The organism is Gallaecimonas aegicerasi (genome assembly GCF_045291545.1).
Taxonomy (GTDB): domain Bacteria; phylum Pseudomonadota; class Gammaproteobacteria; order Enterobacterales; family Gallaecimonadaceae; genus Gallaecimonas.
In genome coordinates, this window is sequence record NZ_CP149514.1 from 1,074,506 (window position 1) to 1,099,480 (window position 24,975).

Annotated in this window: 27 protein-coding genes, 3 tRNA genes and 1 pseudogene; 12 read left to right on the forward strand and 19 right to left on the reverse strand. The window is 52.9% G+C overall.

The annotated features are described in order from the left end of the window. Positions 1 to 18: 18 nt before the first annotated feature. Complete coding sequence (locus WDB70_RS05265; protein ID WP_406667329.1) at positions 19 to 2,166, reverse strand: M3 family metallopeptidase; 2,148 nt, start codon at positions 2,164 to 2,166, stop codon at positions 19 to 21. Positions 2,167 to 2,397: 231 nt separating this feature from the next. Here WDB70_RS05265 and WDB70_RS05270 point away from each other — a divergent pair, with 231 nt between their 5' ends. Then, positions 2,398 to 2,637: a YdcH family protein gene (locus WDB70_RS05270; RefSeq protein ID WP_406667331.1), complete on the forward strand. Its 240-nt coding sequence runs from the start codon at positions 2,398 to 2,400 to the stop codon at positions 2,635 to 2,637. Positions 2,638 to 2,739: 102 nt separating this feature from the next. On the opposite strand, the gene WDB70_RS05275 is transcribed toward WDB70_RS05270, so the two are convergent. From WDB70_RS05275 to WDB70_RS05285, 3 genes are all read right to left on the reverse strand, one after another. After that, positions 2,740 to 2,816: transfer RNA gene (locus WDB70_RS05275), tRNA-Val, on the reverse strand. 15 nt (positions 2,817 to 2,831) lie between these two features. Beyond that, a tRNA-Val gene (locus WDB70_RS05280) sits at positions 2,832 to 2,908 on the reverse strand. A 14-nt stretch (positions 2,909 to 2,922) separates the two neighbouring features. Next, positions 2,923 to 2,999: transfer RNA gene (locus WDB70_RS05285), tRNA-Val, on the reverse strand. A 232-nt stretch (positions 3,000 to 3,231) separates the two neighbouring features. Between WDB70_RS05285 and WDB70_RS05290 the strand changes: the two genes are divergently transcribed. Next, complete coding sequence (locus WDB70_RS05290) at positions 3,232 to 4,785, forward strand: S8 family serine peptidase (RefSeq protein WP_406667333.1); 1,554 nt, start codon at positions 3,232 to 3,234, stop codon at positions 4,783 to 4,785. Between the two features lie 37 nt (positions 4,786 to 4,822). On the opposite strand, the gene WDB70_RS05295 is transcribed toward WDB70_RS05290, so the two are convergent. The 3 genes from WDB70_RS05295 to dacB are packed head-to-tail and all read right to left on the reverse strand — an operon-like array spanning position 4,823 to position 8,565. Then, positions 4,823 to 5,803, reverse strand: a complete 981-nt coding sequence (locus tag WDB70_RS05295) for a DUF3080 family protein (RefSeq protein WP_406667335.1) — start codon at positions 5,801 to 5,803, stop codon at positions 4,823 to 4,825. Then, positions 5,800 to 7,164 (reverse strand): MATE family efflux transporter, encoded by a 1,365-nt coding sequence (locus WDB70_RS05300; RefSeq protein WP_406668016.1) that lies wholly within the window; start codon positions 7,162 to 7,164, stop codon positions 5,800 to 5,802. Before WDB70_RS05300 ends, WDB70_RS05295 begins: the two co-directional genes overlap by 4 nt. Positions 7,165 to 7,179: 15 nt before the next feature. Next, positions 7,180 to 8,565: a D-alanyl-D-alanine carboxypeptidase/D-alanyl-D-alanine-endopeptidase gene (dacB, locus tag WDB70_RS05305; RefSeq protein WP_406667337.1), complete on the reverse strand. Its 1,386-nt coding sequence runs from the start codon at positions 8,563 to 8,565 to the stop codon at positions 7,180 to 7,182. 54 nt (positions 8,566 to 8,619) lie between these two features. Between dacB and WDB70_RS05310 the strand changes: the two genes are divergently transcribed. Further along, complete coding sequence (locus WDB70_RS05310; RefSeq protein ID WP_406667339.1) at positions 8,620 to 9,192, forward strand: DNA-J related domain-containing protein; 573 nt, start codon at positions 8,620 to 8,622, stop codon at positions 9,190 to 9,192. A 2-nt stretch (positions 9,193 to 9,194) separates the two neighbouring features. Next, positions 9,195 to 9,806 (forward strand): riboflavin synthase subunit alpha, encoded by a 612-nt coding sequence (locus WDB70_RS05315; protein WP_406667341.1) that lies wholly within the window; start codon positions 9,195 to 9,197, stop codon positions 9,804 to 9,806. Here the strand turns inward: WDB70_RS05315 and WDB70_RS05320 are convergent. The 12 genes from WDB70_RS05320 to WDB70_RS05375 form a co-directional block, all read right to left on the reverse strand. Then, positions 9,803 to 10,501 carry a Gfo/Idh/MocA family protein gene (locus WDB70_RS05320; protein WP_406667343.1) on the reverse strand — a complete coding sequence of 233 codons (699 nt, stop codon included), beginning with the start codon at positions 10,499 to 10,501 and terminating at the stop codon, positions 9,803 to 9,805. The genes WDB70_RS05315 and WDB70_RS05320 overlap by 4 nt on opposite strands. Continuing rightward, positions 10,491 to 10,772, reverse strand: coding sequence for a Gfo/Idh/MocA family protein (locus WDB70_RS05325; protein WP_406667345.1), 282 nt, complete (start codon positions 10,770 to 10,772; stop codon positions 10,491 to 10,493). The genes WDB70_RS05320 and WDB70_RS05325 overlap by 11 nt, the downstream gene beginning before the upstream one ends. A 55-nt stretch (positions 10,773 to 10,827) precedes the next feature. After that, complete coding sequence (locus WDB70_RS05330; RefSeq protein ID WP_406667347.1) at positions 10,828 to 11,247, reverse strand: CBS domain-containing protein; 420 nt, start codon at positions 11,245 to 11,247, stop codon at positions 10,828 to 10,830. Between the two features lie 70 nt (positions 11,248 to 11,317). Beyond that, positions 11,318 to 11,827 carry a GNAT family N-acetyltransferase gene (locus WDB70_RS05335; RefSeq protein ID WP_406667349.1) on the reverse strand — a complete coding sequence of 170 codons (510 nt, stop codon included), beginning with the start codon at positions 11,825 to 11,827 and terminating at the stop codon, positions 11,318 to 11,320. After that, positions 11,824 to 12,291, reverse strand: coding sequence for an N-acetyltransferase family protein (locus WDB70_RS05340; protein ID WP_406667351.1), 468 nt, complete (start codon positions 12,289 to 12,291; stop codon positions 11,824 to 11,826). The genes WDB70_RS05335 and WDB70_RS05340 overlap by 4 nt, the downstream gene beginning before the upstream one ends. 78 nt (positions 12,292 to 12,369) lie before the next feature. Next, positions 12,370 to 13,290, reverse strand: coding sequence for a hypothetical protein (locus WDB70_RS05345; RefSeq protein ID WP_406667353.1), 921 nt, complete (start codon positions 13,288 to 13,290; stop codon positions 12,370 to 12,372). Between the two features lie 145 nt (positions 13,291 to 13,435). Then, entirely contained in the window at positions 13,436 to 13,801 is a 366-nt protein-coding gene (locus WDB70_RS05350) for a hypothetical protein (RefSeq protein WP_406667355.1), read from the reverse strand. Between the two features lie 32 nt (positions 13,802 to 13,833). Then, positions 13,834 to 14,112: a hypothetical protein gene (locus WDB70_RS05355; RefSeq protein ID WP_406667357.1), complete on the reverse strand. Its 279-nt coding sequence runs from the start codon at positions 14,110 to 14,112 to the stop codon at positions 13,834 to 13,836. Positions 14,113 to 14,267: 155 nt separating this feature from the next. Continuing rightward, complete coding sequence (locus WDB70_RS05360; protein WP_406667359.1) at positions 14,268 to 14,693, reverse strand: hypothetical protein; 426 nt, start codon at positions 14,691 to 14,693, stop codon at positions 14,268 to 14,270. Continuing rightward, positions 14,693 to 15,448, reverse strand: a complete 756-nt coding sequence (locus WDB70_RS05365) for a hypothetical protein (protein WP_406667361.1) — start codon at positions 15,446 to 15,448, stop codon at positions 14,693 to 14,695. Before WDB70_RS05365 ends, WDB70_RS05360 begins: the two co-directional genes overlap by 1 nt. Before the next feature lie 21 nt (positions 15,449 to 15,469). After that, positions 15,470 to 15,724, reverse strand: a complete 255-nt coding sequence (locus tag WDB70_RS05370; RefSeq protein WP_406667363.1) for a hypothetical protein — start codon at positions 15,722 to 15,724, stop codon at positions 15,470 to 15,472. A gap of 63 nt (positions 15,725 to 15,787) precedes the next feature. Further along, on the reverse strand, positions 15,788 to 16,462 hold the full coding sequence (locus WDB70_RS05375; protein WP_406667365.1) for a DUF2076 domain-containing protein: 675 nt from the start codon (positions 16,460 to 16,462) through the stop codon (positions 15,788 to 15,790). A gap of 361 nt (positions 16,463 to 16,823) precedes the next feature. On the opposite strand from WDB70_RS05375, the gene WDB70_RS05380 reads away from it, so the two are divergent. The 8 genes and pseudogenes from WDB70_RS05380 to WDB70_RS05415 all read left to right on the forward strand — a co-directional run bounded on the left by WDB70_RS05380 (position 16,824) and on the right by WDB70_RS05415 (position 24,903). Further along, complete coding sequence (locus tag WDB70_RS05380) at positions 16,824 to 18,152, forward strand: DEAD/DEAH box helicase (RefSeq protein ID WP_406668018.1); 1,329 nt, start codon at positions 16,824 to 16,826, stop codon at positions 18,150 to 18,152. 170 nt (positions 18,153 to 18,322) lie between these two features. Then, a complete protein-coding gene (locus WDB70_RS05385; RefSeq protein WP_406667367.1) occupies positions 18,323 to 18,598 on the forward strand; it encodes a hypothetical protein in 276 nt (91 codons plus the stop codon). 464 nt (positions 18,599 to 19,062) lie between these two features. Further along, positions 19,063 to 19,975, forward strand: a pseudogene (locus WDB70_RS05390) (IS5 family transposase). Between the two features lie 203 nt (positions 19,976 to 20,178). Continuing rightward, positions 20,179 to 21,435, forward strand: a complete 1,257-nt coding sequence (locus WDB70_RS05395; protein ID WP_406667369.1) for an HlyD family efflux transporter periplasmic adaptor subunit — start codon at positions 20,179 to 20,181, stop codon at positions 21,433 to 21,435. Between the two features lie 182 nt (positions 21,436 to 21,617). Further along, positions 21,618 to 21,800: a hypothetical protein gene (locus WDB70_RS05400; protein ID WP_406667371.1), complete on the forward strand. Its 183-nt coding sequence runs from the start codon at positions 21,618 to 21,620 to the stop codon at positions 21,798 to 21,800. 29 nt (positions 21,801 to 21,829) lie between these two features. Continuing rightward, entirely contained in the window at positions 21,830 to 22,003 is a 174-nt protein-coding gene (locus WDB70_RS05405; RefSeq protein WP_406667373.1) for a bacteriocin, read from the forward strand. Between the two features lie 85 nt (positions 22,004 to 22,088). Then, positions 22,089 to 22,694 (forward strand): lysostaphin resistance A-like protein, encoded by a 606-nt coding sequence (locus WDB70_RS05410; RefSeq protein WP_406667375.1) that lies wholly within the window; start codon positions 22,089 to 22,091, stop codon positions 22,692 to 22,694. A gap of 121 nt (positions 22,695 to 22,815) precedes the next feature. Continuing rightward, the gene (locus WDB70_RS05415; protein ID WP_406667377.1) at positions 22,816 to 24,903 is read left to right on the forward strand and encodes a peptidase domain-containing ABC transporter; all 2,088 of its coding nucleotides are present in this window, start codon (positions 22,816 to 22,818) and stop codon (positions 24,901 to 24,903) included. Positions 24,904 to 24,975 lie beyond the last annotated feature (72 nt).

Genomic DNA, 24,975 nt, shown 5'->3' on the forward strand with positions numbered 1-24,975 from the left:
GCGGTAGGTTGTGATGGCTTAATCCACCAAACCGCGGCGTTTAAGCAGAGCATCAACCGTCGGTTTACTGCCTTTGAAGTTGATGTATTGCTGCATCGGGTCAATGGTGTTACCCCGTGACAAAATGGTGTCACGGAACTTGTCACCGTTTTCACGGCTCAGGCCACCATTGGCCTTCATGTGCGCAAAGGCATCTGCCGCCAGCACTTCGGTCCACAGGTAGGCGTAGTAGCCCGCACTGTAGCCACCGGCAAAGGTGTGGCTGAAGTAGGGCGACTTATAGCGAGGCGGGATCACATCCATTTGTACGCCATGCTTGGCCAGCGCAGTTTTCTCAAAGTCCGCAACGCTGGCAACTTTGTCGTCAGCACTGATCATGTGCCATTCCATGTCCAGCAACGCCGCTTCGATGTACTCGAGGCTGTCAAAACCCTGGTTGAACTTGTGCGCATCCAGCATTTTTTTCAGCAATTCAGCCGGGATCGGCTCACCGGTCTGGTAGTGCTTGGCATAGTTGGCAAGAACAATGGGGTTGATGTCCCAGTCTTCCTCAAACTGTGACGGGAACTCCACGAAGTCGCGAGGTACGGCGGTACCGGCCAGGCTCGGGTATTTCACGTTTGAGAACAGCCCGTGCAGGGCGTGACCCATTTCGTGGAACAAGGTGGTGGTTTCATCAAAGGTCAGCAGGGTTGGCTGGCCTTCGGCGGGCTTGGGAATGTTCAGCACGTTGACGATCACCGGCTTGTTACCCAGCAGGGTGTTCTGGCTGACCATGGCATTCATCCAGGCGCCGCCACGCTTGCCGTCACGGGCATAATAATCGGCATAGAACAGGCCGATGGACTGGCCTTTGTCATCAAAGACTTCGAAGGTACGTACGTCCGGGTGGTAAACCGGCAGGTCATGGCGCTCTTTGAACGTAATGCCGTAGAGCTTGTTCATGGTGAAGAACATGCCGTTTTGCATAACATTGTTCAGTTCAAAGTAAGGGCGGATCTGGCTTTGGTCGAGGTCGTAACGGGCTTTACGTACTTTTTCGGCGTAATAAGCCCAGTCCCAGGGCGCCAGTTTGAAGTCACCACCGTCAGCATTGATCTGCTGTTGAATGGCAGCGGCTTCGGTTTTGGCCTTGGCCACTACTTTGGGTGCCAGATCATCAAGCATGCTCAGTACCGCCGTTGGCGTCTTGGCCATCTGGCTGTCGAGTACGTAGTCAGCCCAGGTCGGGTAGCCCATCAGCTTGGCTTTTTCGGCGCGCAGGTGCGTGAGCTGGATGATCACTGGATCGTTCAGTTCGGCGGCGCGGCCAGCAGAGGCTTGCCAGACTTTTTCACGCAGGGCGCGGTTATCCAGGCTAGACAGGATCGGCTGGCGGGTGGTGTTCATCAGATTGATGACATATTTGCCTTCCATACCGGCGGCTTTGCCAGCGGCGGCCAGGGAGGCAATCTCGGCATCAGACAGGCCGGCCAGTTCGGCTTTATCGGTCACAACCACGGCGCTGTCTTTTGTCGCCTTCAGAACGTTCTGGCCAAAGTCGTTGGTCAGCTTGGCCAGTTCGCCGTTGATTTCCTTCACCTTCGTTTTTTGCTCATCGTTCAGCTTGGCGCCGGCGCGAACAAATTGCTTGTAGTACACCTCTACCAGCCGTTTGTCTTCGCCTTGCAGTTGCTCACGATTGTCATAAACCGCCTCAACGCGCTTGAACAGCTTACTGTTGAGGTTGATGGCATCCTGATGGGCAGAGAGCTTGGGTGCCATCGCCGACTGAATTTTGCGGATCTCGGGGTTGGAAATGGTCCCGGTCAGGTTAAAGAAGGTCTGGGCGGTACGGTTCAGCAGCTGGCCGCTTTTTTCCATAGCCACAATGGTGTTGTCGAAGGTGGCCGGCTCCGGGTTGTTGGCAATGGCGTCAACTTCCTGTAGCTGTTCAGCCATGCCTTTTTCAAAGGCGGGTTGGTAATCGGCTAATGAGATCTTGTCGAATTCAGGTGCCTGGTACTGCAGGCTGCTTTTGACGAACAGCGGGTTGCTGGCCTGCACTGGCTGAGTTTGTTGAGCCTGGTCGGTTTTCGTCTCAGCGGTATTGTTGGTTTTGTTATCAGAGCAAGCACCGAGCGCCAGGGTGGCGCCAATGGCAGTGGCAATCAGCGTTTTACGCATGGTCGGTTCCTTTTGTGGACAAATGACGGGCTGGTACGTCCAATGGCCCGGATTCCATTGTTAATACACAAAGATAACAATTTGTTCACCAGAGAAACAATATCGATTGGCCGTTAATTAATGGCGTTTGAGCGGCTAACTGTAAGCATTTGTGACGGTAAAGCATGATGTAAATCAACAGCCGTGGGTTAATAAAGGGTTACGCTGAGACGGTTGTTGACGGAGAGCTATATGAATATTGAAAAGCATGATCTGCTGCATGAGCTGCCGGAGTTTCACGAACAAATTCATGTTCTGAAAATGGAAAACGCCCATTTTGCCCGTCTTTTTGATGACTACCACCAGGTAGACCATGAAGTGCGGCGCATCGAAGAAGGTGTGCAACCCACCTCCGACGAGTATTTGGAAAGCCGTAAAAAACAGCGCCTGAAGCTCAAAGACGCCTTGTACAGCATGCTCACCGCAGGTTGACGAGTTGCCTGCTGTGGCTGTTGTAGCCGGCGACTAAGCGGCCGGCAGTTTGGCGTATCTGCAACAAAAAGCCCCGCCATATGGCGGGGCTTTTTGTTTGTCTGGTACACCCGAGTGGACTCGAACCACCGACCCCTACCATGTCAAGGTAGTGCTCTAACCAGCTGAGCTACGGGTGTAAAACACACTCAATTTGGTACACCCGAGTGGACTCGAACCACCGACCCCTACCATGTCAAGGTAGTGCTCTAACCAGCTGAGCTACGGGTGTAAACATACTCAATTTGGTACACCCGAGTGGACTCGAACCACCGACCCCTACCATGTCAAGGTAGTGCTCTAACCAACTGAGCTACGGGTGTACAGCGCCGGCATCGCCAGCGGACGCCAATAATAGCGATGCCGCCGTTACCGGGCAAGCGCTAATCTGCAGGTCACAGACTGATTGGCGAGCTTTTGTTCGGTTAATAAATGTCGATCAATGTTTCATTTTTGATTAAAAGTGTTTCAAGTGTGTTTCATTTTGTGTCTATAACAAGTGTGTCAGTAAGCGATGCTGGCTATGCACAATCATAAGAAAAGGAAAACACAACCATGAAACTACATGCACTCATGCCTCTGGCGGCTGCCGTCTCCCTGGCTTTTTCTGCCCAGGCTGCTGCCAACAGCGAGCGCTATATTGTTAACTTCAAGGCCGGTAAAGGCCAGCAAGTCAAAGCCGCAGCCAAAGGGCTGGGCGGCAAGGTGATGCTGGATCTGAGCAAACATAATGCAGCGGCCATGACACTGCCGGCGCAAGCGCTGGCGGCGTTAAAGAATAACCCCAATGTGGCTTTCGTCGAAGCCGATGTGAAGCGCTATCCACTGGCGCAGACCACCCCTTATGGCATCACCATGGTGCAAGCCCCGCTGGTGTCTGATGCCATGGCCAGCAACCGTACTGTCTGCATTATTGACTCCGGCTTTGATGCCAGCCATGAAGATCTCAGCCAGAACCATGTTACCGGTGACAGTGATCCAACCGGCTCTGGCGACTGGTTCGTTGACGAAAACCACCATGGCACTCATGTCGCGGGTACCATTGCCGCTTACGGCGGCAACACGGTTGGTGTGGTCGGGGTGAACCCGTCTGCCACACTGAACCTGCACATCGTCAAAGTGTTTGATGCCAGTGGCTGGGCTTATTCTTCGAGCCTGGTGGCAGCACTGGACAAGTGTGAACAGGCGGGGGCCAATGTGGTTAACATGAGCCTGGGCGGTAGCCTGAAGAGCCGCACCGAAGACCAGGCCTTTGCTGCTTCCTACAGCCGTGGTGTGCTGTCTATTGCCGCTGCCGGTAACGATGGCAATACCCGTATGTCGTACCCGGCTTCGTATGACTCGGTTGTATCTGTTGCCGCAGTAGATGAAAACAAAGCCTTGGCGAGCTTTTCCCAGCGTAACAGTCAGGTTGAGCTGGCGGCGCCAGGGGTTGGTGTGCTGTCTACCGTGCCGATGGGCACAGCAGAAGAAGCCAGCGGTAGTGTTGCTGGCAGCAGCTATGCGGTTGCCGCCATGGATGGGTCTCCTCTGGGTAGCGCCAGCGGTGCCTTGGCTGACTGTGGTACCGGTGAAAGCACCTGTAATGCGGCTGGCAAGGTGTGCCTGATCCAGCGTGGCAACATTGCCTTTGCAGATAAGGTACTGGCCTGTGAAGCCGGTGGTGGTATTGGTGCCATCATCTATAACAACGAGCCGGGTCAGCTCTATGGCACCATGGGTACAACGGTAACGCACATTCCGTCTGTCGGTGTTTCTGACACTGATGGCGCCGCCATGCTGGCCCAGCTGGGCCAGAATGCGACCGTGAGCATTGTACCGGGGAATTACGCCTACTTTGATGGCACCTCAATGGCAACGCCGCACGTAACCGGGGTTGCTGCTCTGGTTTGGAGCAATTTCCCCAGCTGTGGTGCAGCAGACATCCGTAATGCGCTGGACAGCACAGCCGAAGATCTGGGCGCGGCTGGCCGCGACAGTGACTTCGGTTATGGCCTGATCCAGGCGAAGGCGGCGGTAGACTACCTGACCGTCAATGGCTGCGGCAGTACTGGTGGCGGCGGTGGTTCCACTGGTGGCGGTAGCTGTAAAGGTAAAAAGTGCCGGTAAGCGCACGTTGATAAAAAGCCACCGACCGGTGGCTTTTTTATTGCCCCGGCCTTAGCCCACAGCGGCCCAGAAACTGCTGCCATTGCTGGGTGTGGCGGTGCAGGGCAGCCTTGAAGTCGGCGCTGATACTGCCTGGGCCAATACCGGCATAGCGGTTGATTTGTGGATTGTCTGGGTGTGGTAGCTGCGCGATCAGAGCCGCCAGTGCTGGTTTGGTCAGGTTATCCGACTGGCTGAGTTGGCCCAGATACGGCTGTACACGCTTGCCGTAATAGCTAAAGAAAAAATCGCGAATGCGTTTGGCCTGGCTGCCGGGGCGGCCATGAAGGCAGACTACATCCGGCCCGTAACGGGCCAGCAACTGAGTAACCGCATTGAGTTCGGCGGTGCTGTTGGCCAGTTGCTGATTAAGCCGGGCTAAAAATCGGCTCTGGCTGAACTGGCCCAGCTCCGTTTCCAGCCGGGCCATGAGGGCATTGTTTGCGCCCTGGAGCAGGGCATTGATGTCATGGAATAGCGTTTGGGTGTTATCCAGGCCGGCAAAATCGCCCATGGGGGTTTTGTCAAAGCGCCAATTAGCCAGAAAGGCCGGATCCTCGGCCAGCAGTTGCCAGGCTTCAAAAGGCAGTCTGCGGGCTTTTTGCTTGGCCAGTTGCTGGGCCAGCGCTTCAACCTGCGGGTCGGTATGGCGGCATTGGCGCAATCCCTGTAGCAGTTGCAGACTGTACAAAAAACGTTGCGAGGGCGGCGCGGTTTTCCCCAACGGGCCGTTACGTTCGCCTATCAGCCCCAACAGCTGGCACTTACGCAACGCCCAAGTCTGGCGCAAGCTGATGGTCAACGGCGGTACTGTGACGGCCCAGGCGCGGCCACCGCCTTTGGCGAGTAATGGCGTCTCTACGGTGGGCGCCGGCACGTCCAGTAGGTTAGCTAGGCGCGCCGGGTAGCTAGCCACCGGGCTAGGTGCCGGGCTGCAACCGGCCAGTAACAGCACCAGTAACCAGCCCAGTGGTTTCACGCCAATACCTCAAGCTCGATCTGGGCCTGAGCTCGGCGTTTATGCAAGCGGTGCAGGCGCCACAGAAGCAGCACCGCGGCGGTGCTGAGTCCGGCAATAAAGCCAATCCAGAAACCCTGTGGGCCCATGGCCGGGCGCAGTATGTCGGTCAAACCGAGCAGGTAGCCAATGGGTAGCCCAACGCCCCAATAACTGAACAGGGTAATAAAAAACAGTGCCTTGGTGTCTTTGTAACCGCGCAGGGCACCCCCGGTGACCACCTGAAAAGCGTCCGGGATCTGATACACCGCCGCCAGCAGAATCAATTGTTCAGCGAGGCGCAGCACGGCAGCGTTGTCAGAATACAAGGTGATGATCTGATGAGAAAAAACCACGGTCAGCAAACAGGTACTAATGGCAATCAGCTGCCCCAGTAACAACCCGGCATAGCAGACGGTGCGGGCATCCGCCGGGTGGCCTTCACCCATGGTATGACCAACCCGAATGGTTACCGCCATGGCCAGGCTCATGGGGAACATAAAGGCCAGTGAACTGTAGTTAATGGCGATCTGGTGGCCAGCCACCACCACGCTGCCCAGCGGGGCAATCAGCAGTGCCACCGCTGCAAACAGGGTTACCTCAAAGAAAATGGCCAAGGCAATGGGCACCCCGATCCGGGCCAGATGCAGGATCACGCTGGCAGATGGCAGGTACAGCCGTTCATACAAACCTAAGTGTCGGTAACGCTTGGACAACCAGGTATAAGCCAGGGCGGCAAAGCACATAAACCACATCACCAGCGCTGTGGCCAGGCCGCAGCCAGCGCCGCCGAGTTTGGGCAGGCCAAAAAGGCCATGAATAAAGATGTAGTTAGCGGGAATATTGACCAGCAGGCCAACAAAGCCAATCACCATGGTGGGAATGGTGTTGGACATGCCTTCCACATAGCTGCGCAGGGTGTTGTACAGGGCAAAGGCCGGCAAGCCAAAGCAGATAAAATAAACATACTGCTCGGTTTTACTGACCAGCGCCGGCTCCACCGCCATTTTATCCAGCACCCAGGGAGTCAGCGGCGCCAGGGCGATCACCAATGCCGTCATGGCCAGCGCCAGCCAGCCACCTTGCTGCACAATAGGAGCAATGGCGGCGTCGTCTTTGGCACCATGATGGTTGGACACCATCGGCGTCAGCGCCATGCAGATCCCCAATACGAATAGCGCCGGCGGGAACCACAGGCTGGAGCCTACCGCCACGGCGGCCATGTCAGTGGCACTGACCTGGCCGGCCATTACGGTGTCGGCAAAGCTCATCAGGATCTGTGACAATTGTGCCACCAGAATAGGCCCGGCCAGGCGGGCCAGTCGGATTACTTCACGAAAAATCAAAGGAAAATCTCATCAGCCAGCGTTGTAAAGGTGAGTCAGCAGGGTGCGTTCATAACGGCTCAGGCGGGCGCTGTCAGTATCGGTGTCGAGCACCAACCCGGAAATCATCAACACGAACAAGTAGCGCTTGCCAGATTTGGCCTGAAAATAGCCCGCCAGATTACTGCTGCCATTAAGGGTGCCACTTTTGGCCTGCACATTACCCTTGAGTGGCGAGTGCAGCAACGAGCGGCGGTATTTCAAGGTGCCGTTATGGCCGGCCAGCGGCAGGCCACGGCGGCTGACCATGCTTGGGTGAGCATCGAGAAAACGCAGTATGGTGGCCAACTGGCTGGCGCTTAGTAAATCATCCCGAGACAGTCCGGAACCGTCCACCATGCGGCTGGGGTGTACCGATAAACCCACCTTGTCGGCCAGGATCTGATGAATGGCTCGCACTCCCTGAGGAAAAGCGCCATCAGGGGCCAGGGTCCGGGCCAGTACGTCGGCGTAGAGGTTGTCAGACTCTTGCAGCATATGCGGAATCAGCGCCGCCAGCGGCGCGGAATGGGCCTTGGCCAGTGGCTGCCAGTCATCGCTGTTGTCGGCATGGCGAATGCGCCCATCCAGGCGAATGCGCAGCCGGTTCAGGGCGGTGCGCAGGCTGTCAGCGGCATACTGGAAAGGGTCATTGACGGCAAAATTCAACGGCCAGATCTGGCGCTCGGTGGTCACGCAGCCATGCAGCCGGTAGTGGTTTTTCGGGCCACGGTCCAGCTGTAGTTCGCAAAGTGACTGCTTTTGCTGCGCCGGCGTGACGGCAGTGACCTGGTTATCGACACTCACCGGCTGGAAAGGCGGCACAAAAAAATGTGGGGCAATACCGGCGCGGCTTACGGTCAGGCTGGCGGCCACGCAGTTATGGTCCAGAATAATGGCGCTGGCCGGGGCGCTGTAACACACTCCCAGGTTGTCCCAGGGCCAGCCGGGGGCACGGTCATAACCGCTAAAATGCCGGCCATCAAGCTGAATATCACCGGTGATCTCATTGACCCCCATATCGCGCAGCGTACCCAGCAAGGCTCGCAACTGTTTACGGGTAAAGTCCGGGGCGCCGTTAAAGGTCAGCCGCAAGTTACCAATCCAGCGGTCACCCTGCACACCACCCCGGCCTGCCAGCACGGTATTGAACCGGTAGCTTTTACCCAAGGCCAGCTCGGCTGCGGTGGCGGTCAGCAGTTTTTGCGTACTGGCCGGTGGCAGCAGCACATGGCTGCGGTGGTCGATAGTGAGCGTACCACCGTCCAGCGGGCTGACCACCAGCGCTACCTGCGACCCCGGCGGCCGGCCACTGAACCAGTCCTGCGCCAGGGCAGTAACCGGTAAGGTCAGCAACATACAGAGCAAAAAACGCTTCATTAAAACAACCGCCTTGGCAAATGACCCGCCTATGATGCCAGAAGCTGTTATTTTATGACGATGACCAATCCATTAATTGTTGAACTGCTCACGCTCCTGCATCGCCACCCGGACGGGCTGAGCGAATACGCGCTGCTGACCGCCCTGGCGGAACATCCGTTATTGCAGGAGCTGGACGCCCCCGGCGAGCTGGGGCTGTTTCGCCGGCACTTTGCCTTGATGAATGCCTTGTACCAGCTACGCCAGCGCCTCTGGGACGACGGCTGGCAACTGGCCATATCGCCGCTGTGTGTACAGTTATGCCCCGATGCCCCAACTACTGCTGAGCAGGCATTGGCCGAACATGAGCCACTGGCTGCCTATTATCTTGACTGGCAGGAGCTGGAACAAACCAGTCAGGCGGATGTAGAGGCGTTGTTGGCGAGCTTCTGGCAGCGCTTTTGTGGCCAGGATGAACGCCAGCAGGCCCTGACGACTCTGGAGCTGCCCACGGATGCTGATTGGCGTATGATCCGCCATCGTTACCGGGTGCTGGTGATGCAGCATCACCCTGATCGGGGCGGCAATACCGCTGAATTTATCGCCATCCGCCGGGCCTACGAAGTACTGGCCGGGCAGCAGGAGTAAAGATGTTTACAGGCATAGTACAGGGCACCGGCGAGCTGGTGGCCGTCACCGACAAAGACGATTTTCGCAGCCATGTGGTGCGCTTTCCTGCAACACTGTTGCCGGGGCTGGAGCTGGGCGCGTCGGTGGCCCATAACGGCTGTTGCTTGACGGTGACCCGCATCGACGGCGCCGATGTGCATTTTGATCTGATCCGCGAAACCTTGCGGGTAACCAACCTCGGCGCCTTAAAGATAGGTGACCAGGTCAATCTGGAGCGGGCTGCCCGCTTTGGTGACGAGATAGGCGGCCATGCCATGTCGGGTCATATTCACTGCACCGCCGAGATAGTGGGCATTGAGCAGAGTACTGACAACCGTACCTTGCGTCTGGCCATGGCAGCGCCGTGGCAAAAATATGTGCTGAGCAAGGGCTATATCGGTGTTGACGGTATTTCCCTGACCATTGGCCAGGTTCACGCCGACGGCTTTGCAGTGAACCTCATTCCGGAAACCCTGGCCCGCACCACCCTGGGCAGCAAGGGCCTGGGGGATCTGATCAACATCGAGATTGATCCGCAAACCCAGGCCATTGTCGATACCGTCGAGCGGGTGCTGGCCAGCCGCCAGGGCTAGTTGCAGGCGCGAAAAATAGCGTCAACAACCGCCTGGTTAGCTGCGCTGTCATCCAGTGTCACGGCCAGCTCGGCCTCGCCCTTAATGTGCAGGCAGAGATTATCGAGCATGTTGAGGTAGTGGTCGGCGTCCGAGAAAAAACGGCTCTGACACTGGCGCCCTTGTTGTTGGTAAACATCGACCCGGGCGCCTTGCGGGAAATCCATCGGGTTAAATGGTGCATGCATGACAATACGCCCGTGCTCGCCATGAAAAACCATCTGTTGGCTGCGTTCCATCTGGGTGGCGCAGTAAAAATGGCCCCGCACCCCGGCAAAATCGAGCGTAAAGTCCACGTAACGGTCGGTCGCAAAATCCGGGCAACGCTCCATATGTGCCGCCAATAGTGTGGGCTCACAGCCCAGCGCCTGGCGGGCGGTAATGATCGGATAAACCCCTACATCCCGTAAGCCGCCACCGCCTTGCGCCGGCTGGTTGCGAAAATCCGCCTCCTTGCGGTTAAAGTAGCTGAAATGGCCACTGACCTGATACAGCCGCCCCAGTTCACCACTGGCCAGCAACGATTTGACCCACTGCCACTGCGGGTGGTGTGACACCATAAAGGCCTCGGCCGCGACCCGGCCGGCTTTTTTTGCCGCCGCGGCTACTGCCAGTACCTGCGTCGCCTCCAGCGCCATGGGTTTTTCAATCAGCACATGTTTGCCGGCTGCCAAGGCCTTGATGGCCCCAGTCGCTGTGCAGGTGGGTGGGCAGGGGAATGTAGACCAAGTCCACATCCGGGCATTGCAACGCTTCCTGGTAAGACGCAAAAGCATAAGGGGCGTTGTATTGCGCGGCCAGTTGCTGCGCTCGGGTAAGATCGCGGCTGGCCATCGCCATCAGCATGCAGTGTGCAGATTTGGCAATGGCGGGAAGAACAAATTTGCGGCCAATTTTGGCCGTGGAAAGAACAGCAACGCGCAGCATGGTGGCTCCTCAAACAAAGGAGCCCACACTAGCGCGCGGCTACCTGGCGGTAAAGTCAGCTCCGGGCACTGAGTAAACTGGCTGCCAGGCGAACAAAATCGGACGAGGTGACAATCCCTACCAGCTCATTGTTCTCCAGCACCGGCAGGCAACCATGCTTATTGCTGAGAAAAAAATCAGCCACTTCAGCCAGCGGCTGGTCCGGCGCCACTGTCGCGGCTTCACGGTCAATCAGTTCGGCAACAGGAAGCTGGCCTTCGCGCCGTTCCAGGGCATTGCCGCCGAATTTCACCAGCAGCCGGATCACCTGCGCCATGATGGTTTTTTGCGTCAGCATGCCGGCATATTGGCCCGCATCCATCACCGGGATATGGCGTACGCCCTTGTCGCGCATCAGCTCATGGGCATCCAGCAAGGTCGCTTGCAGCTCCAGGGTAACCAGGTTTTTGGTCATGATGTCGGCAACGGTTTTCATTTATTACTCCTTCTTTGCACAAACATAGTAGAGCCTAATGGGCCGCTGTGGGTGCCGATCCAGCGCAAAGTCAGGGGTGGGCATGATATTGCTCACGGGTGATCTGCCACTGTTGCCATGGCTGCGCCTGCGCTGAAAAGTCATGGCTGTAGTGCATGGCCAGCTTCGCCAGCAACCCTAAAGAAGCACTATTATTGGCCATGGCCCGGCCAACGATGCGTGGCAGGCCAAAGTAGCCAAAGCCCAGTTGCAGGCAGGCCTGGGCGGCCTCATAAGCGTACCCCTGATGCCAGTAGCGACGCATTAACCGAAAGCCCAGATCCACCTCCTGTTGTTCCTGACGTAGGCCACAAAAACCAATAAAGGTATTGTGCAAACACAGGGCCCAGCGGCCAAAGCCATGGCGCTGATAATGATCATAACGGGCAATAAACTGTGCTGCGGCCGCCACACTGGCAAAAGGGCGGTCGCCGGTGTAGCGCAGCACTTGCGGATCGGCGTTGAGCTGGTAAAACGCCGCCGCATCGCTCTGGCAAAAGGGCCGCAACAGCAGGCGAGGGGTGGTGAAGGCGGTTATCACAAAAGCTTGGCCATGATGATTGACTGCGTCTGGTAATGCAGGTGTTGGTAAAAGTGCTGGGCTTCACTGTTAAAAGCCATAACCTCCAGGCGGATCTGCACCGCCCCATTGGCCCTGGCCCAGTCTTCCATGGCCGTCATCAGGGCACTGCCAACACCTTGTTGCTGGTGCTGTGTGGCCACCACCACAGTGCTGATACGGCAAATAGCCTCAAAGCTGAGAAAGGGCACGGTGTCGTTACTGTTGATGGTGGCGCAGATATACCCGACAACGTCGCTGTCTTGCTCGGCTACCAGCAGGTGGCGCTCCGGGTCGGCCAGTTGTTTTTGCAGGTAACGCCGGTCATCCGCTGACGGCGGGTTAAATACCTGGGGAGCCTCGGCGGCGTGTTGACTGCCGATCTGCCGGTTGAGGGTGGTCAGCGCGTCAAGATCAGTCAGTTGAGCGGGGCGAATGGCAATCATGGCCGGTCCATTTCCTGAGGTTGGCAGCTTCAGCATAAAAGCTGTCGCGAACGACTGCACCTTTTATGCTGAAATCTTTTAACTGGGGTAGTGGCTGGCAACAAAGTGGCTGACGGTTTGCGCGATTTTGGCTTGTGGAATACGTGCCAGCTTTGCCAGTGACCGGGTTTTCATCATGTCACCTACCACCACCCAACCGGCGCAGTAGGTTTCTCGGTGCATGTGGGTATTGCCATTGCCGTAGGTGTATTTCATGGCCAGTGCCGGGCCGGCTTTTTGCAAATCTGGCAGCATCGCTTTGAGTAGCGCGTTTTTATGTTGGTAACACTGTTGCAGCCACTGGTTACCGCCTCTGGAAGTATAGAGATTGTCGCTATACCCCGGTGCGGCCAGCTTCGCGGTGTGCATGGCTATGCCTTCCATAAACACGGTTTCGCCCAGAGGCCCGCCAAAGCTGCTTTGAATATGGGCCAATTGCTCATGAATGGAATGGGCCAGTTCGTGGGCCAGGGTGATCTCCGGGTAGCTGTGTTGCACTGGCATCACCACCATTGGCGGCCGCTGGTTGCTGGGGGGCGCCGTGTAGGCATTCCCCGTAAAAAGGCCCACGTAGAGCAGCAGATCAGTATCAATAGGCTGCCCGGCACTACCAAGAATGCGGTTGTCGGCGGCAAACATTTTCTTGCCAAGGGCTATTAGCCGGGTGTTCAAGGCCGGCAGTTTGGGCAGTAGGGCGGAGTAACGAGGCCAGGCGCTTCTAAGGTACTTTCTGGCCAGCTTTTGACCGGCCGGGCCTGGCGGCACTGCGGCAATACCGTACTGCTTTTGCCATAGCTGCCAGCGCTGTGGCTCGGTCAGGGGTTTGGCGGTGGCCTGGTGGTAGAAATGCTCAAACTGGCTGACTTTGGAAATGATATGGAGCTGGTCAGGGCTAGCGGCAAAAGCCACCACAGGTGCCAGTACTGAGGCCAGTGACGACACGAACTTTATTGGGTTCATAACAACATCCCTTTCATTTTGCTGTGTACTTAAATCACCACCACCCTATTGAATAACGCATGACTTTGCGTCTGGAAAATGTAACGGCGGGTGTCAGCCACCGCCGCTATGACAGCGGCGGTAGCTGCATTACCCGGCTTGCTGCTCACCAGGAAATAAGCGTGGCCTTGAAAGACTTGCAACTCCAGCCGCCGGTCCATTCACGGTGGCAGAGCTTACCTTCCACATAGACATTCTTGTTCGGAAAATCCGCCACGGCGCAGACACTGGCTTTGGCCAGGCCAACATTGGCGCTGGCACAGACCTTGGTATTACCCGCATCCAGGGTGCCGGAGCCAATGGTGATGCCGGCGAGCTTGACGGTAATATCAATTTTTTCCGGGCCAACCATCTTGGCGCAGACTTCCAGCGGCCCCAGGCTCCAGCAGGCGTGCAGGGTTTCGGTCATTACCGGGGTTTGGTAAAAGCCAACTTCGTTGCTGTCCTGCTGGTCCTTTGTGAAATCAGGCATAACTTTATCCTTTTATAAACAAGCGATGAGCCTTAACCGCTGACAGTGGTGTGGTAGTGGTCGTTGCTGCCGTGCAGCGTAATGGTTTGGTTAGTGGCAACAATCTGGCCGCCAATTTCGGTGCCGCCCCCCTTGTAGGTGAAACGCACGAAATAAAGGCCATTGCTGTTTTTGGGTGGGTTGTAGGTGAATTGGTTATTACCGGTGGTATTGGCCAGTTCACCAGAGGCTAAGGCAACCCATTTGAGCGCGTCCTGCTGGTTGTAGCAGAACCAGCTGACGGTGATGTCGGACTCGTTGACGATGATCATGCACACTCCTTGTTAGTCAGATGCAGCCACTGTTATCAGTGACCGGTGACCCCGTATTAACTAAAGGTTAAAAAACAATCACCGGTAAACTATAACTGACGTCGCACAAAATACCACCCTTCAGTGGGCGATGAAGGGGAGTGGTTTATTTACTGTTAAAGGGCGAGCAGCAAAGAGGTGGTAGCGAAGCTGGTGCTGAGTAAAGCCAGGTTGGCAATCGGGGCAGGCAAAAAGCGAGGGTAATGCAGCCGGTAGTGTGCCGACAGGGCGGTTAAAAACCCCATCAGGGTAAACCAGGGGGTAAAGAACATGGGCCAGTAGCCTTTGACCAGCATCACGGCCAGATCATGCAAGGCGCCGCTGACAACAAAGGTCACTACCCGTGCCGCAGCGGCAGGGAGCCAGGTTTTGAGTGGCTGGTAAACCCGGGTGCCCAGGTAATAGCCCCAGACAGGGTTCCAGTATTGCCAGAACGCGTGGAAAGACGGCGCCGTCAATGAGCGGGCCAGCATGGCCCGCAGTGACCCGGGAGCGCCCAATGGCAGGCCGGTGCGGCGGCGCACAAAGGCCCGTAGTGACATCAATGGTGTTGCCTGGCCGCACGTTGGCGGAACATCAGCAGCATCGCCACCATCAGCCCTATCAAGGTGGCGGAGGCACCGATACGGCTAAGGGCCAGGCCACCATCGCTGAGCGGTTTATCGAGAAAATCCCCCACTACTGCGCCCAGCGGTCGGGTCAGAATAAAGGCAGCCCAGAACAGCGCCACTCGCGATACCTTGGTGGTGGCCCACAGCACCACCAGCAGTGCCAGGGCGCCACCAAAAATGACGATACTGGCGCTGTAACCCAGGCCCTGGGTGTCGGCTACCCAGTCACCCAGCGCGGTACCCAGGGTTTGTGAACACATGATGGTGAGCCAGTAGAAAGCTTCGGCTCTGGGGGTGTGAATATCGGTAGACGACACCCGCCCCAACACCAGCCGCCAACTCAACAGCGACGCCAGCAACAGCACCAGCAAAATGCTTGAGCCGCCGGCGTAGCCGATACCCAGCGAGCGGTCGGCAAAGTCGGCCAGGGTGGTGCCGACCGTGGTGGTGGCAACAATGGTGAACCAGTAACGGGCCGGGTGAAAACCGCTGGCACGGATCTGCGCCAGCACTGCCACCACAAAAATCACCGCAAAAATGCCGGTGCTGAGCAGGTAGCCCAGGTTTAAAGTCATCGACAGCGCATCGCCGCCGGTTTCGCCCAGGGTGGTGGCGAGAATTTTTACGGCCCAAAAAGCCAGAGTAACTTCCGGCACTTTACTGGCCGCTTGCTTGATAGTGGTCATCGGTTTTTCTCTTACTTGCTGCTACTGGCCGGGGCTGTCATCGCCCCATTGCCAGCACGGGGGTTCGCTGGTTTTCATTACCACCGTAATCAAAACGAGGCTCAGCACAACAACGGCCAGCACCATCTCAATCGGGTGTTGTGGCAGCGTCAGCCAGGAGCCAAGCGCCAGCAGTGCCAGATAGGCCAGCACCGTTAACCAGCCTTGCCAGCGGGCGGGTAAGCCCCAGCCAATACCGTAACGCTTGCGACGAAACCAATAAGATGGTGTAGCCATGCGTTTCCTTTCCCGATGCTAAGGCGGTGAGATTATCAGCAACTTAACGCAGGGAAGCGGTGATTAAAAGCTGCTGAAGTCGTCGAAACCATCATCAAAACCACCACCGTCAAAGCCGTTGCCATCAAAACCGCTCGTGCCAAAATCACCGTTACCCCAGTCGCTGCCGGGCATAAAGCCGGTGTCGGTGAGGTTGTCCTGATCCATGCCGCCGTTCATATCGGCGGCGGGGGCCGTGCTGGCGTCCAACGGCGGTGTTTGGTTAATCACATCAACGATTTCGGTCGGGCTGTGGTGGCTGAACATGTCCATCAGCAGGTTGCCCATCACCACGCCACCGGCTACACCAGCGGCGGTTTGTAAGGCGCCGCCCAAAAAGCTGGGGCCTCGGCTGGGGGCAGCATACTGGCTGTAGCGGTTATTGCCGGGCTGCGGTGCCTGCATAGACGCCGCTTGCGGTGCGGCACTGGCCGGCTGGCCACCACCAAAAAGCCCGGCCAGAAAACCGCCGGAGCTGGGCCTGGCGGCCTGGGCCGCATCCAGTTCGGCTTTGAGCTGCTTGATGGCGGCTTCTTGCATGATGATGGTCTGCGCCATGTAATAGGGCGCACTGGGTTGTTTGACCAGGTGGCTGTTAATGCGCGTTTCGGCGGCACTGTCGCGCTCACCGGTTTGGCTTTCGGTGTCACGCAGGCGGGTAAAGAGGTCATCAATCAGTCGGTCGGCATCATTGCTCATGGCGTCATCCTCAACGGGGCAGGGAAGATACCCCTCAGATACCGCCATGGCGCCAACAGTTCCCTGCCATGTTGCCAAGTGCGCAAAATGACGCCAGCTCAGGTTTTTCGTTACATCTGGCGTCTGCTGCTATAGGATGCCGCGGCAGCTTACGCTGTTGCGACATCCTATATTGCCTCTGCATCGCCCTTACAATATCTGAATGCCGCACCCTGCCAACACCGCTTGGCTGACTCGCTGGCTTCAGTCTGCCACTAACACGCTGGACTGCTGCTGTTTGCCCATAAGGGCGATTATTCACGCCGCTTGCTGCGCGCAGGCCCAAGGCGTGTGACGGAATACGATGTCTGACACCACTGAAATCACCTTCGACCAGCTTGCGCTGGCCAACCCCCTTGCCCGCGCCGTGAAGGAAAAGGGCTACACCAAGCCGTCGCCCATTCAGGCCGAAGCCATTCCGGTGGTACTCAAAGGAGGCGACTTACTGGCCAGTGCCCAAACCGGCACCGGCAAAACCGCCGCTTTTGTGCTGCCGGTGCTGCAACAGCTGCTGGATAAACCCCGCGCTCCGGCCAACCGTGTCAAAGCGCTGGTTCTGACCCCCACCCGCGAACTGGCGGCGCAGATCCTGGAAAACGCCGAGCTGTACGGTAAATACACCAAGGTGCGCTCTGCCGTGGTATTTGGCGGCGTTAAAATTAACCCGCAAATGCAAAAGCTGCGCAGTGGCACCGAGATTCTAGTAGCCACCCCCGGCCGCCTGCTGGACTTATACAGCCAAAACGCCATCAAGTTTGATGCGCTGGACATACTGGTGCTGGACGAAGCCGACCGCATGCTGGACATGGGTTTTATTCATGACATCAAGCGCATCCTGAAACTGCTGCCGACCAAACGGCAAAACCTGCTGTTCTCGGCCACCTTTTCCGATGAAATTCGTGAACTGGCCCATGGCCTGCTGGACAACCCGGCAGAAGTCAGCGTGGCCAAAGAAAACACCACCAACACCCAAATTGAGCACAAGCTGCACCCGGTGGACAAATCCGCCAAAACCCGCCTGCTCAGTCATCTGACTCGCAGCCAGAACTGGCAGCAGGCGCTGGTATTTAGCCGCACCAAACACGGCGCCAACAAGCTGGTGCGGTTGCTGGAAAAAGACGGCATTAAAGCCGCTGCCATTCATGGCAATAAAAGCCAGAACCAGCGCACCCAGGCGCTGGCCGACTTTAAAGCCGGTAAAATCACCCTGCTGGTGGCCACCGACATTGCCGCCCGCGGCATTGATATTCAGCAGCTACCGCAAGTGGTGAATTACGATTTGCCCAACGTACCCGCCGATTATGTGCACCGCATTGGCCGCACAGGCCGCGCCGGTATGACCGGCCACGCCATTTCGCTGGTTAGCGCCGACGAAATTGGCCAGCTGCAAGACATCGAACGGCTGATTCAAATGCATATCGAGCGGGAAGAGGTTGCCGGTTTTGCGCCACAAAACCCGTTGCCGGAATCACGCAAGATTTTGCCGCCAAAAAACACTAAACCGAAAAAACCGAAAAAGCCCAAAGCTGAAGGGCAGGGCAAGCCGGAGGCAAGCAGTGCCCCCACCGGACAAAAGCCCAAGCGCCCGGCAGGTAAACCCGGCGCCCACAACAACAAACCGCGACGGCCCCGTAAGACAGTGGAAGCCTGACACCGGCGCCGCAGAGGTTAAATAAAAAACGCATCGCTTAGGCGATGCGTTTTGTTAGGTAAGGCCAATATTGTTGGTTTTTTATCCGGCAAACGGGCGTTGTTTACTCATAGAATTTAGAAAACAATGCTCTACTCTATCAGCCAATCTCTCAGTTCAAGGTGTCGACAATGAGTGAGCAGGAATTTCTCGCCTATCTGAAAAATGAGCTGCATCAGTACAGCCTGATCCAGGATCAGAATGGAGCCCGCAAGCGTGAGAAGAAGCAGTACATCAAGGGCCTGATGACGGCATCACGCTTTTTTGGTGTCAGCTTTGAGGCCTTGGAAGCGGTTGTAGGCACCACACTAAAACCCCAAGCTGGAGGCATGGACTCTGCTTCAAGAGAAGAATTACTGGATATTCCCACCGTTATCCGCAAGAACATCCCCATCTCCAAAAACTAGGGTTCAGCCAGTACGGTTAGAGCGTAACGCTGGGGTGGCCTGCTTTCGGTTCCTTTCTTTGGCCAAACAAGAAAGGAACCTGCCCGCTGATGCAGGAACCGGCACACAAACAGCTGTGCCGCAGGTACATCAAAATTCAGTATTTATTGCAGGGGGGCGCCCCTGCACGCGCCTGACTTTTGTGGGGCAAAAGTCAGCAAAACCCTTGCCCATGTTCCGCGCTGACGCTGTGTTCGTCATTCCCGGCTCACCGGTTCATACGTGTGTCCCGACACGTATTCACCTGCTTCGGCGTCCTGCCTCAGCTGAACCTTCATTCCTGCCACAGCGGCGCTGCATTTAACGGGCGGAAAGCTGCTGACTGTCAGTTATTACTACTTGTTCGTGGCGTTGTTTCCCAAATGCATTGAACCATTCCGCTTGGCCGTGATCCGATCACTCGACGTATCGGAGGAGAAGCGCAGATGGGCAAGGCCAAGCACAACATCAGTAACTGGGCAGAGTACAACCGGGCCTTGGTCAGCCGAGGTTCGCTGACCTTCTGGATAGATGACTCCGCTATCCGTCATTGGTACTGCCAACAGCACCACGGCGACGGGGCCGTGGTTTCGAGTACAGCGACACCGCCATCGAAACCGCGCTGATGCTTAAGGGCCTGTTCGGCCTGCCACTGCGCGCCTTGGAGGGCTTCATCAACTCCCTGTTTCAGTTGATGGCCCTGCCGCTGACTTCGCCCAGTTACAGCTTATCAGCAAGCGCGCCAAGACAGTGGATATCCGCTACCGTCTGCCCAGCAAGGGCCCCGTTGCCCACCTGGTTATCGACGCCACCGGGCTCAAGCTCTATGGCGAAGGCGAGTGGAAGCAGCGCAAGTACGGCAAGGAAAAGCGGCGTGTCTGGCGCAAGCTGCACCTGGCTGTAGATACCCGAACCCATGAGAGTATCGCCGCCGAAGTCAGCCTGGAAAACGTCGGTGATAGCGAGGTACTGCCCGGCCTGCTCAATCCACTGCGCCGCCGCATCGACCAAGTCAGCGCCGACGGGGCTTATGACAGCAAAGCCTGCCACCGGCTACTGCAAAGGAAAGGGGCCAAAGCCAGCATCCCGCCTCGTAAGACAGCGGGGCTCTGGGAGCCAGGTCACCCAAGGAACGAGGCCGTTGCTGCGCTGAAAGCCGGGCAACTGGCCGAGTGGAAAAGGGAAAGCGGTTATCACCAACGCTCAAAAGCGGAAACGGCCATGTCGCGATACAAACAGCTCATCAGCCCGAAGCTGAGTCTGCGCGACTACAACGGCCAAGTGGCAGAGGCTTTGGCTGGGGTGAAGGTGATGAACAAAATGCTGGGCCTCGGCATGCCTGTTCGCCAGGTCAGTTAAGGGTAGCCAGCTCTTTGGGGACGAGCGGCTCCGGCTCTGATTTGATCAACAACGCCTCACAACGACTTAACAACTCCTAAACAATGTCAAAACAATTTCTTGACGAAATGATTTTAAGTGGGTTAGCATCCTCACCGTTGAATATTTAAAGGGGCGGTTTGCTCCTTGTTGTATGTCCTTATTTAGCAAGGAAGCTGAATTGTATGTCGTTGTTTAGAAAGGAAGCTGTCTCCCATCAAAGTGAGCGTTTAACTGGTGCAATTACCTTAGCTCAACCATTACCTATCAAACTAACTGTTTTAATATTAGTTTCTGTTGCTATCGCAATTGTCACTTTTTTATTTACTGCCGAGTATTCTCGTAAAGAAACAGTTCGTGGTTTTTTAATGCCGAATAAAGGTGTTATTAAAAGCTTTGCTACTCAAGGTGGCACGATTGAGCGTTTATTGGTTAAAGAAGGTGATGTCGTTGAAAAAGACCAAGCCCTAGCGACTATGATCATCCATCAAAACAGTGCTGATGGTTTGAGCTTAAGTAGCAAACTACAAAAACAATTAACGTCACAATTAACACTACTTGATGAAGAAATTAACCAATACCAATCTATTCAAATAAAAGAAAACCAAAACCTTGAAAATAGAGCTTCAGCATTAAAGAGCGAGAAATCAGCACTAGAAAGCCAATTTGCGCTTGCCAATGAAAAGCTTGAATTGCTGTTGAACCAGCTACGAGATGTTGAGCAGTTAAACAACAATGGTTTTATTTCTAAATTTGAAAAAGAAAATCAGCAACAAGCACTGCTAGAAGCAAAACAAGAAAAACAAAATATTGCTCGCTTACTGCTACAGCAAAACAACCAAATCAATCAAACCAACTTTGATAAAGCGAACTTGCCTCAGCAATATACCCTGCGTATTAATAGCTTACTGCGCGAAAAAGCAGATATTGAGAATCAACTAGCGCAAGTACAAAGCAGTCATAGCTATACGATAACCGCTAGCCATGCAGGTACTGTTACGGGTATTCAAGTGGTAGAAGGTGAAACATTATCGCCTTCAAAAGCGCAATCAAAACCACTATTACATATTCTGCCTGAAGGCTCTGAATTAGTCGCAGAGTTGTTGTTACCAACTCGCAGTGCAGGTTTTGTCGCTAAAGGCCAAACATCACGCCTACGTTTTGATGCATTCCCTTATCAGCGTTTTGGCTTTATTGAAAGTGAGATTACCCGTATAGACCGCGCACTCATAGCACCAAATGAAGTGCAACTACCAATTGCCCTACAAGAGCCAGTTTACCGTTTACGTGCAAAGTTAACTCAACAGCAAATGCGAGCCTATGGTCAAGCATTTGAGCTAAAAAGCGGCATGTTATTTGAAGCAGATATTATGCTAGAGCAACGGACATTAATTGAATGGTTGCTAGAGCCAATCTATAGCCTCAAAGGAAGAGTGAGTTAACTACTTACTTAAAATGTTTTTCTAGTACGGAAAATTTAAAAGCCTTGCTAGAAAATAAGAGCGGCTGACTTTAGTCAACTTTAGCGAGGATAACTAAAGCCAGCCTAATTAAAAGCTCTTCCTCATGGTGAGAGAGCAAATTAATCACCCGACAAAAAGTCGGATATATGGAGTATAACATTATGCGTGAACTAAACGTAAATGAAATTGAAGTTGTTAATGGTGGTATTAATCTACCAAGTGTAGGGGAAATTGTTGACGGTATTGCTGATGAGGCTGCTGATCTAGTAGATGTAGTAAATGGCATCATTGATGGAATACAAGGTGATCGTTCTAATGATCCAAATCCAGACACTAAGAAATAATGACAAGTTTAAATTGATAAGGAAATAAAATGAAAGTTTTAAATACTAACGAGTTAAAATGTGTAGTAGGTGGTAGTGATGATGGTTACGATTCTGGTCATAAAGTTGGAGAAGCTATTGGTGGACTGTATGATGCTGCGGTAGAAGCAGTAACTGACTTTTTTGTTTGGGTAGATGAATTAGATGGCTCTTTAGCTGATTAATAGTAATTGATCTTTAAATTATTATTACTTAAAGGAGAACCACCAAGAGTTCTCCTTTATTTATCAATATAAGAGTTGTTTCTTTATGAGAAGTATAGCTTTCATTTTATGTGTTTTTTTAACTTTTGCGATCAGCCTTCAAATTCCTATCTTAAAAAGTAGAGAATTATTATGTTTAGTCTTGTCATGTATTATTGGTGCTGGGGTTACTTCTTTATCAAAATATAAGATCTTGGACTTTGATAAAGTTACTGTGAAATGGATATATAACGCATTCATATTGGGGCTACTATATGGATGTATAAAATTCTATGCTAAATATTACATCCTAGATCATGTCATGGGAAGCTCGAAAGAGACTGATATTAAAAATTTTATCGAAACCTTGACTTTTATTGTAATAATAATCCCATTACTTGAAGAGTTTTTCTTTAGGGGGATTCTTTTTGATGATATAAAAAGGATGTTGGGTAATAAAGCAGCTATTTTATTAACATCTATTCTTTTCATCACACTTCATATAAAAAACTTTAGTATAAATCCTATGCATGAATCGGTTTTACTTATGCTACCGGGAGTTTTTATTTACGTGCACCTTAAGCTTAAAACAAATAATTTTTTAGTGAGTTACGTGGCTCATTTAACTCATAACTTAACAGTATTTCTATTTTTGTTGTTTTTGGCACGATAGTTTCAGGAGATATTAAAAGTTGCAATATATTTTAGAACCGACAAAACTACTGAGGTATTCTCACATTAAAGGTGCTCCCCTAATTCTTCAGTCTGAGTTGGCTGAGTGTGGATTAGCATGTATGGCAATGGTTGCTAGTTATTATGGTCATAGGCTGGATATGGCTTCAATACGTAAACGTTATTCTGCTAATTTAAAAGGTATTAACCTTCAACAGCTTATCGAGTTGGGTGATAGTTTAGGTCTTGCAAGCCGTGCTTTACAATGTCCTATTGATGAACTTCATAAAATACAAACCCCATGTATTTTACACTGGGATATGAACCATTTTGTCGTTTTAACTAAAGTTTCAGGTAAAGGACGCAGTGCAAAATTTTCAATCAATGACCCTGCTGTTGGTAAACGTACATTAACAACTGAAGAATTTAGCAAACACTTTACTGGCATTTGTTTAGAGCTTACGCCAACCAGTAAGTTCGAGGTAAAAGAAGAAAAGGTCAAAATGAAGTTCACGCAATTGTGGTCTTCAATGTCAGGTTTAAAGTCAGGGCTAGTAAAATTAATTGGCTTATCTTTGGTACTTCAACTATTCGCTTTAATGACACCCTATTATATGCAGTGGGTAGTGGATGAAGTACTAATCAGTTATGATAAGCCATTATTAACGGTATTAGCGATTGGCTTTGCTTTAATTGCAATTATTTCCGTAGTAACAAATGCTGTGCGAAGTTGGTTAATACTGCGCCTTTCAAGCCTACTCAATATGCAAATGGGTGTAAACTTACTTAGGCATTTATTGCGCTTACCAATGAACTATTTTGAATCACGTCATGTCGGTGATATTGTTTCCCGCTTTGGTTCATTAGCGCAAATTCGTGAGCGTATTACCACGGGAATTGTTGAAACGCTAGTTGATGGTGTGATGGCTATTACAGTGCTAGTGATGATGGCATTATACTCCATCAAGTTAACAGCAGTAGTATTAGGAGCTATAGCGCTTTATACCCTAGTAAGGTTAGCTTTATATAGCCCATTGCACCAAGCCACCGAAGAAATGATCCAAGCATCTGCGAAAGAACAGTCTAACTTTTTAGAAAATATTCGCGGTATTCAAACCATCAAACTGTTTGGTAATGAATCCCAACGTCAAGGTATTTGGCAAAACCGTTACGCAGATGTTATTAATTCTAGTATTTGTTTAGGCAGATTAAAGATTAGTTTTGAATCTTTCAATAAATTGCTCTTTGGCTTGGAAAATGTGCTGGTGATTTACTTTGCTGCCATGATGGTGATGGCTAATAGCTTAACAGTGGGTATGGTGTTGGCCTTTATCGCTTATAAAGGCCAACTTACCAGTCGATTCGCTAATTTAATTGAACAAATAATCCAATTTAAAATTATGCGACTGCACCTTGACCGTATTTCAGATATTGCACTGACTGAGCAGGAGGCTAACCGTGAAGGCGAGTCAGTATATTTAGCTAGTGGTATAGCAAACGAAAAGTTATCTGAAGAAAGTCAGTTTAAAGGACAGATTATATTGGAGAATATCTGCTTCAGCTACAGTAAAGAACAAACACCTATCCTAAATAACGTAAATTTAACACTCAGTGCTGGAGAGTCGATTGCTATTACAGGTGCATCTGGAGCTGGTAAAACTACCTTAATGAAAATCATGCTTGGATTGTTACAACCAACGTCAGGCAAGGTGCTACTTGATGGTAAAGACATCACTCAACTCGGTTTGAAAAACTACCGTAAACAAATAGCAGCAGTAATGCAAGATGATACATTATTAACAGGCTCTATCGCAGATAACATTAGCTTTTTTGATCCTCAACCTAATTATTTAAAGATAGAGCAATGCGCCCATTTAGCGGCTATTCATGATGACATAATCAAAATGACTATGTGTTATAACTCACTCGTTGGTGATATGGGGTCTAACTTATCGGGTGGACAGGTACAGCGCTTATTGTTGGCTCGTGCCCTTTATCAGTCACCATGTGTCTTATTTATGGATGAAGCAACAAGTCACTTAGATAAAGATAATGAAGCAAAAATAAGCGAACAGATCCAGCACTTACACATGACGCGAATTATGATCGCACATCGTCAAGAGACGATAAATATGGCTGAACAGGTCTATCATTTAGAAAATGGTACGCTAACAAATTTAAACGATATATGCTCTAAAACAGCTAGCTGAGTTATTCAATGATACATGGATAAAGTTGTGAAAAGTAAAATTTAGCACTCAGTTTTTCACAACTTTAGCTTT

Coding starts and splice junctions, on each gene's coding strand:
- WDB70_RS05265 (WP_406667329.1), bottom strand. CDS start 2,166: ATGCGTAAAACGCTGATTGCCACTGCCATTGGCGCCACCCTGGCGCTC.
- WDB70_RS05270 (WP_406667331.1), top strand. CDS start 2,398: ATGAATATTGAAAAGCATGATCTGCTGCATGAGCTGCCGGAGTTTCAC.
- WDB70_RS05290 (WP_406667333.1), top strand. CDS start 3,232: ATGAAACTACATGCACTCATGCCTCTGGCGGCTGCCGTCTCCCTGGCT.
- dacB (WP_406667337.1), bottom strand. CDS start 8,565: ATGAAGCGTTTTTTGCTCTGTATGTTGCTGACCTTACCGGTTACTGCC.
- WDB70_RS05310 (WP_406667339.1), top strand. CDS start 8,620: ATGACGATGACCAATCCATTAATTGTTGAACTGCTCACGCTCCTGCAT.
- WDB70_RS05315 (WP_406667341.1), top strand. CDS start 9,195: ATGTTTACAGGCATAGTACAGGGCACCGGCGAGCTGGTGGCCGTCACC.
- WDB70_RS05325 (WP_406667345.1), bottom strand. CDS start 10,772: ATGCTGCGCGTTGCTGTTCTTTCCACGGCCAAAATTGGCCGCAAATTT.
- WDB70_RS05330 (WP_406667347.1), bottom strand. CDS start 11,247: ATGAAAACCGTTGCCGACATCATGACCAAAAACCTGGTTACCCTGGAG.
- WDB70_RS05340 (WP_406667351.1), bottom strand. CDS start 12,291: ATGATTGCCATTCGCCCCGCTCAACTGACTGATCTTGACGCGCTGACC.
- WDB70_RS05345 (WP_406667353.1), bottom strand. CDS start 13,290: ATGAACCCAATAAAGTTCGTGTCGTCACTGGCCTCAGTACTGGCACCT.
- WDB70_RS05350 (WP_406667355.1), bottom strand. CDS start 13,801: ATGCCTGATTTCACAAAGGACCAGCAGGACAGCAACGAAGTTGGCTTT.
- WDB70_RS05355 (WP_406667357.1), bottom strand. CDS start 14,112: ATGATCATCGTCAACGAGTCCGACATCACCGTCAGCTGGTTCTGCTAC.
- WDB70_RS05360 (WP_406667359.1), bottom strand. CDS start 14,693: ATGTCACTACGGGCCTTTGTGCGCCGCCGCACCGGCCTGCCATTGGGC.
- WDB70_RS05365 (WP_406667361.1), bottom strand. CDS start 15,448: ATGACCACTATCAAGCAAGCGGCCAGTAAAGTGCCGGAAGTTACTCTG.
- WDB70_RS05370 (WP_406667363.1), bottom strand. CDS start 15,724: ATGGCTACACCATCTTATTGGTTTCGTCGCAAGCGTTACGGTATTGGC.
- WDB70_RS05375 (WP_406667365.1), bottom strand. CDS start 16,462: ATGAGCAATGATGCCGACCGACTGATTGATGACCTCTTTACCCGCCTG.
- WDB70_RS05385 (WP_406667367.1), top strand. CDS start 18,323: ATGAGTGAGCAGGAATTTCTCGCCTATCTGAAAAATGAGCTGCATCAG.
- WDB70_RS05395 (WP_406667369.1), top strand. CDS start 20,179: ATGTCGTTGTTTAGAAAGGAAGCTGTCTCCCATCAAAGTGAGCGTTTA.
- WDB70_RS05400 (WP_406667371.1), top strand. CDS start 21,618: ATGCGTGAACTAAACGTAAATGAAATTGAAGTTGTTAATGGTGGTATT.
- WDB70_RS05405 (WP_406667373.1), top strand. CDS start 21,830: ATGAAAGTTTTAAATACTAACGAGTTAAAATGTGTAGTAGGTGGTAGT.
- WDB70_RS05410 (WP_406667375.1), top strand. CDS start 22,089: ATGAGAAGTATAGCTTTCATTTTATGTGTTTTTTTAACTTTTGCGATC.
- WDB70_RS05415 (WP_406667377.1), top strand. CDS start 22,816: ATGGCAATGGTTGCTAGTTATTATGGTCATAGGCTGGATATGGCTTCA.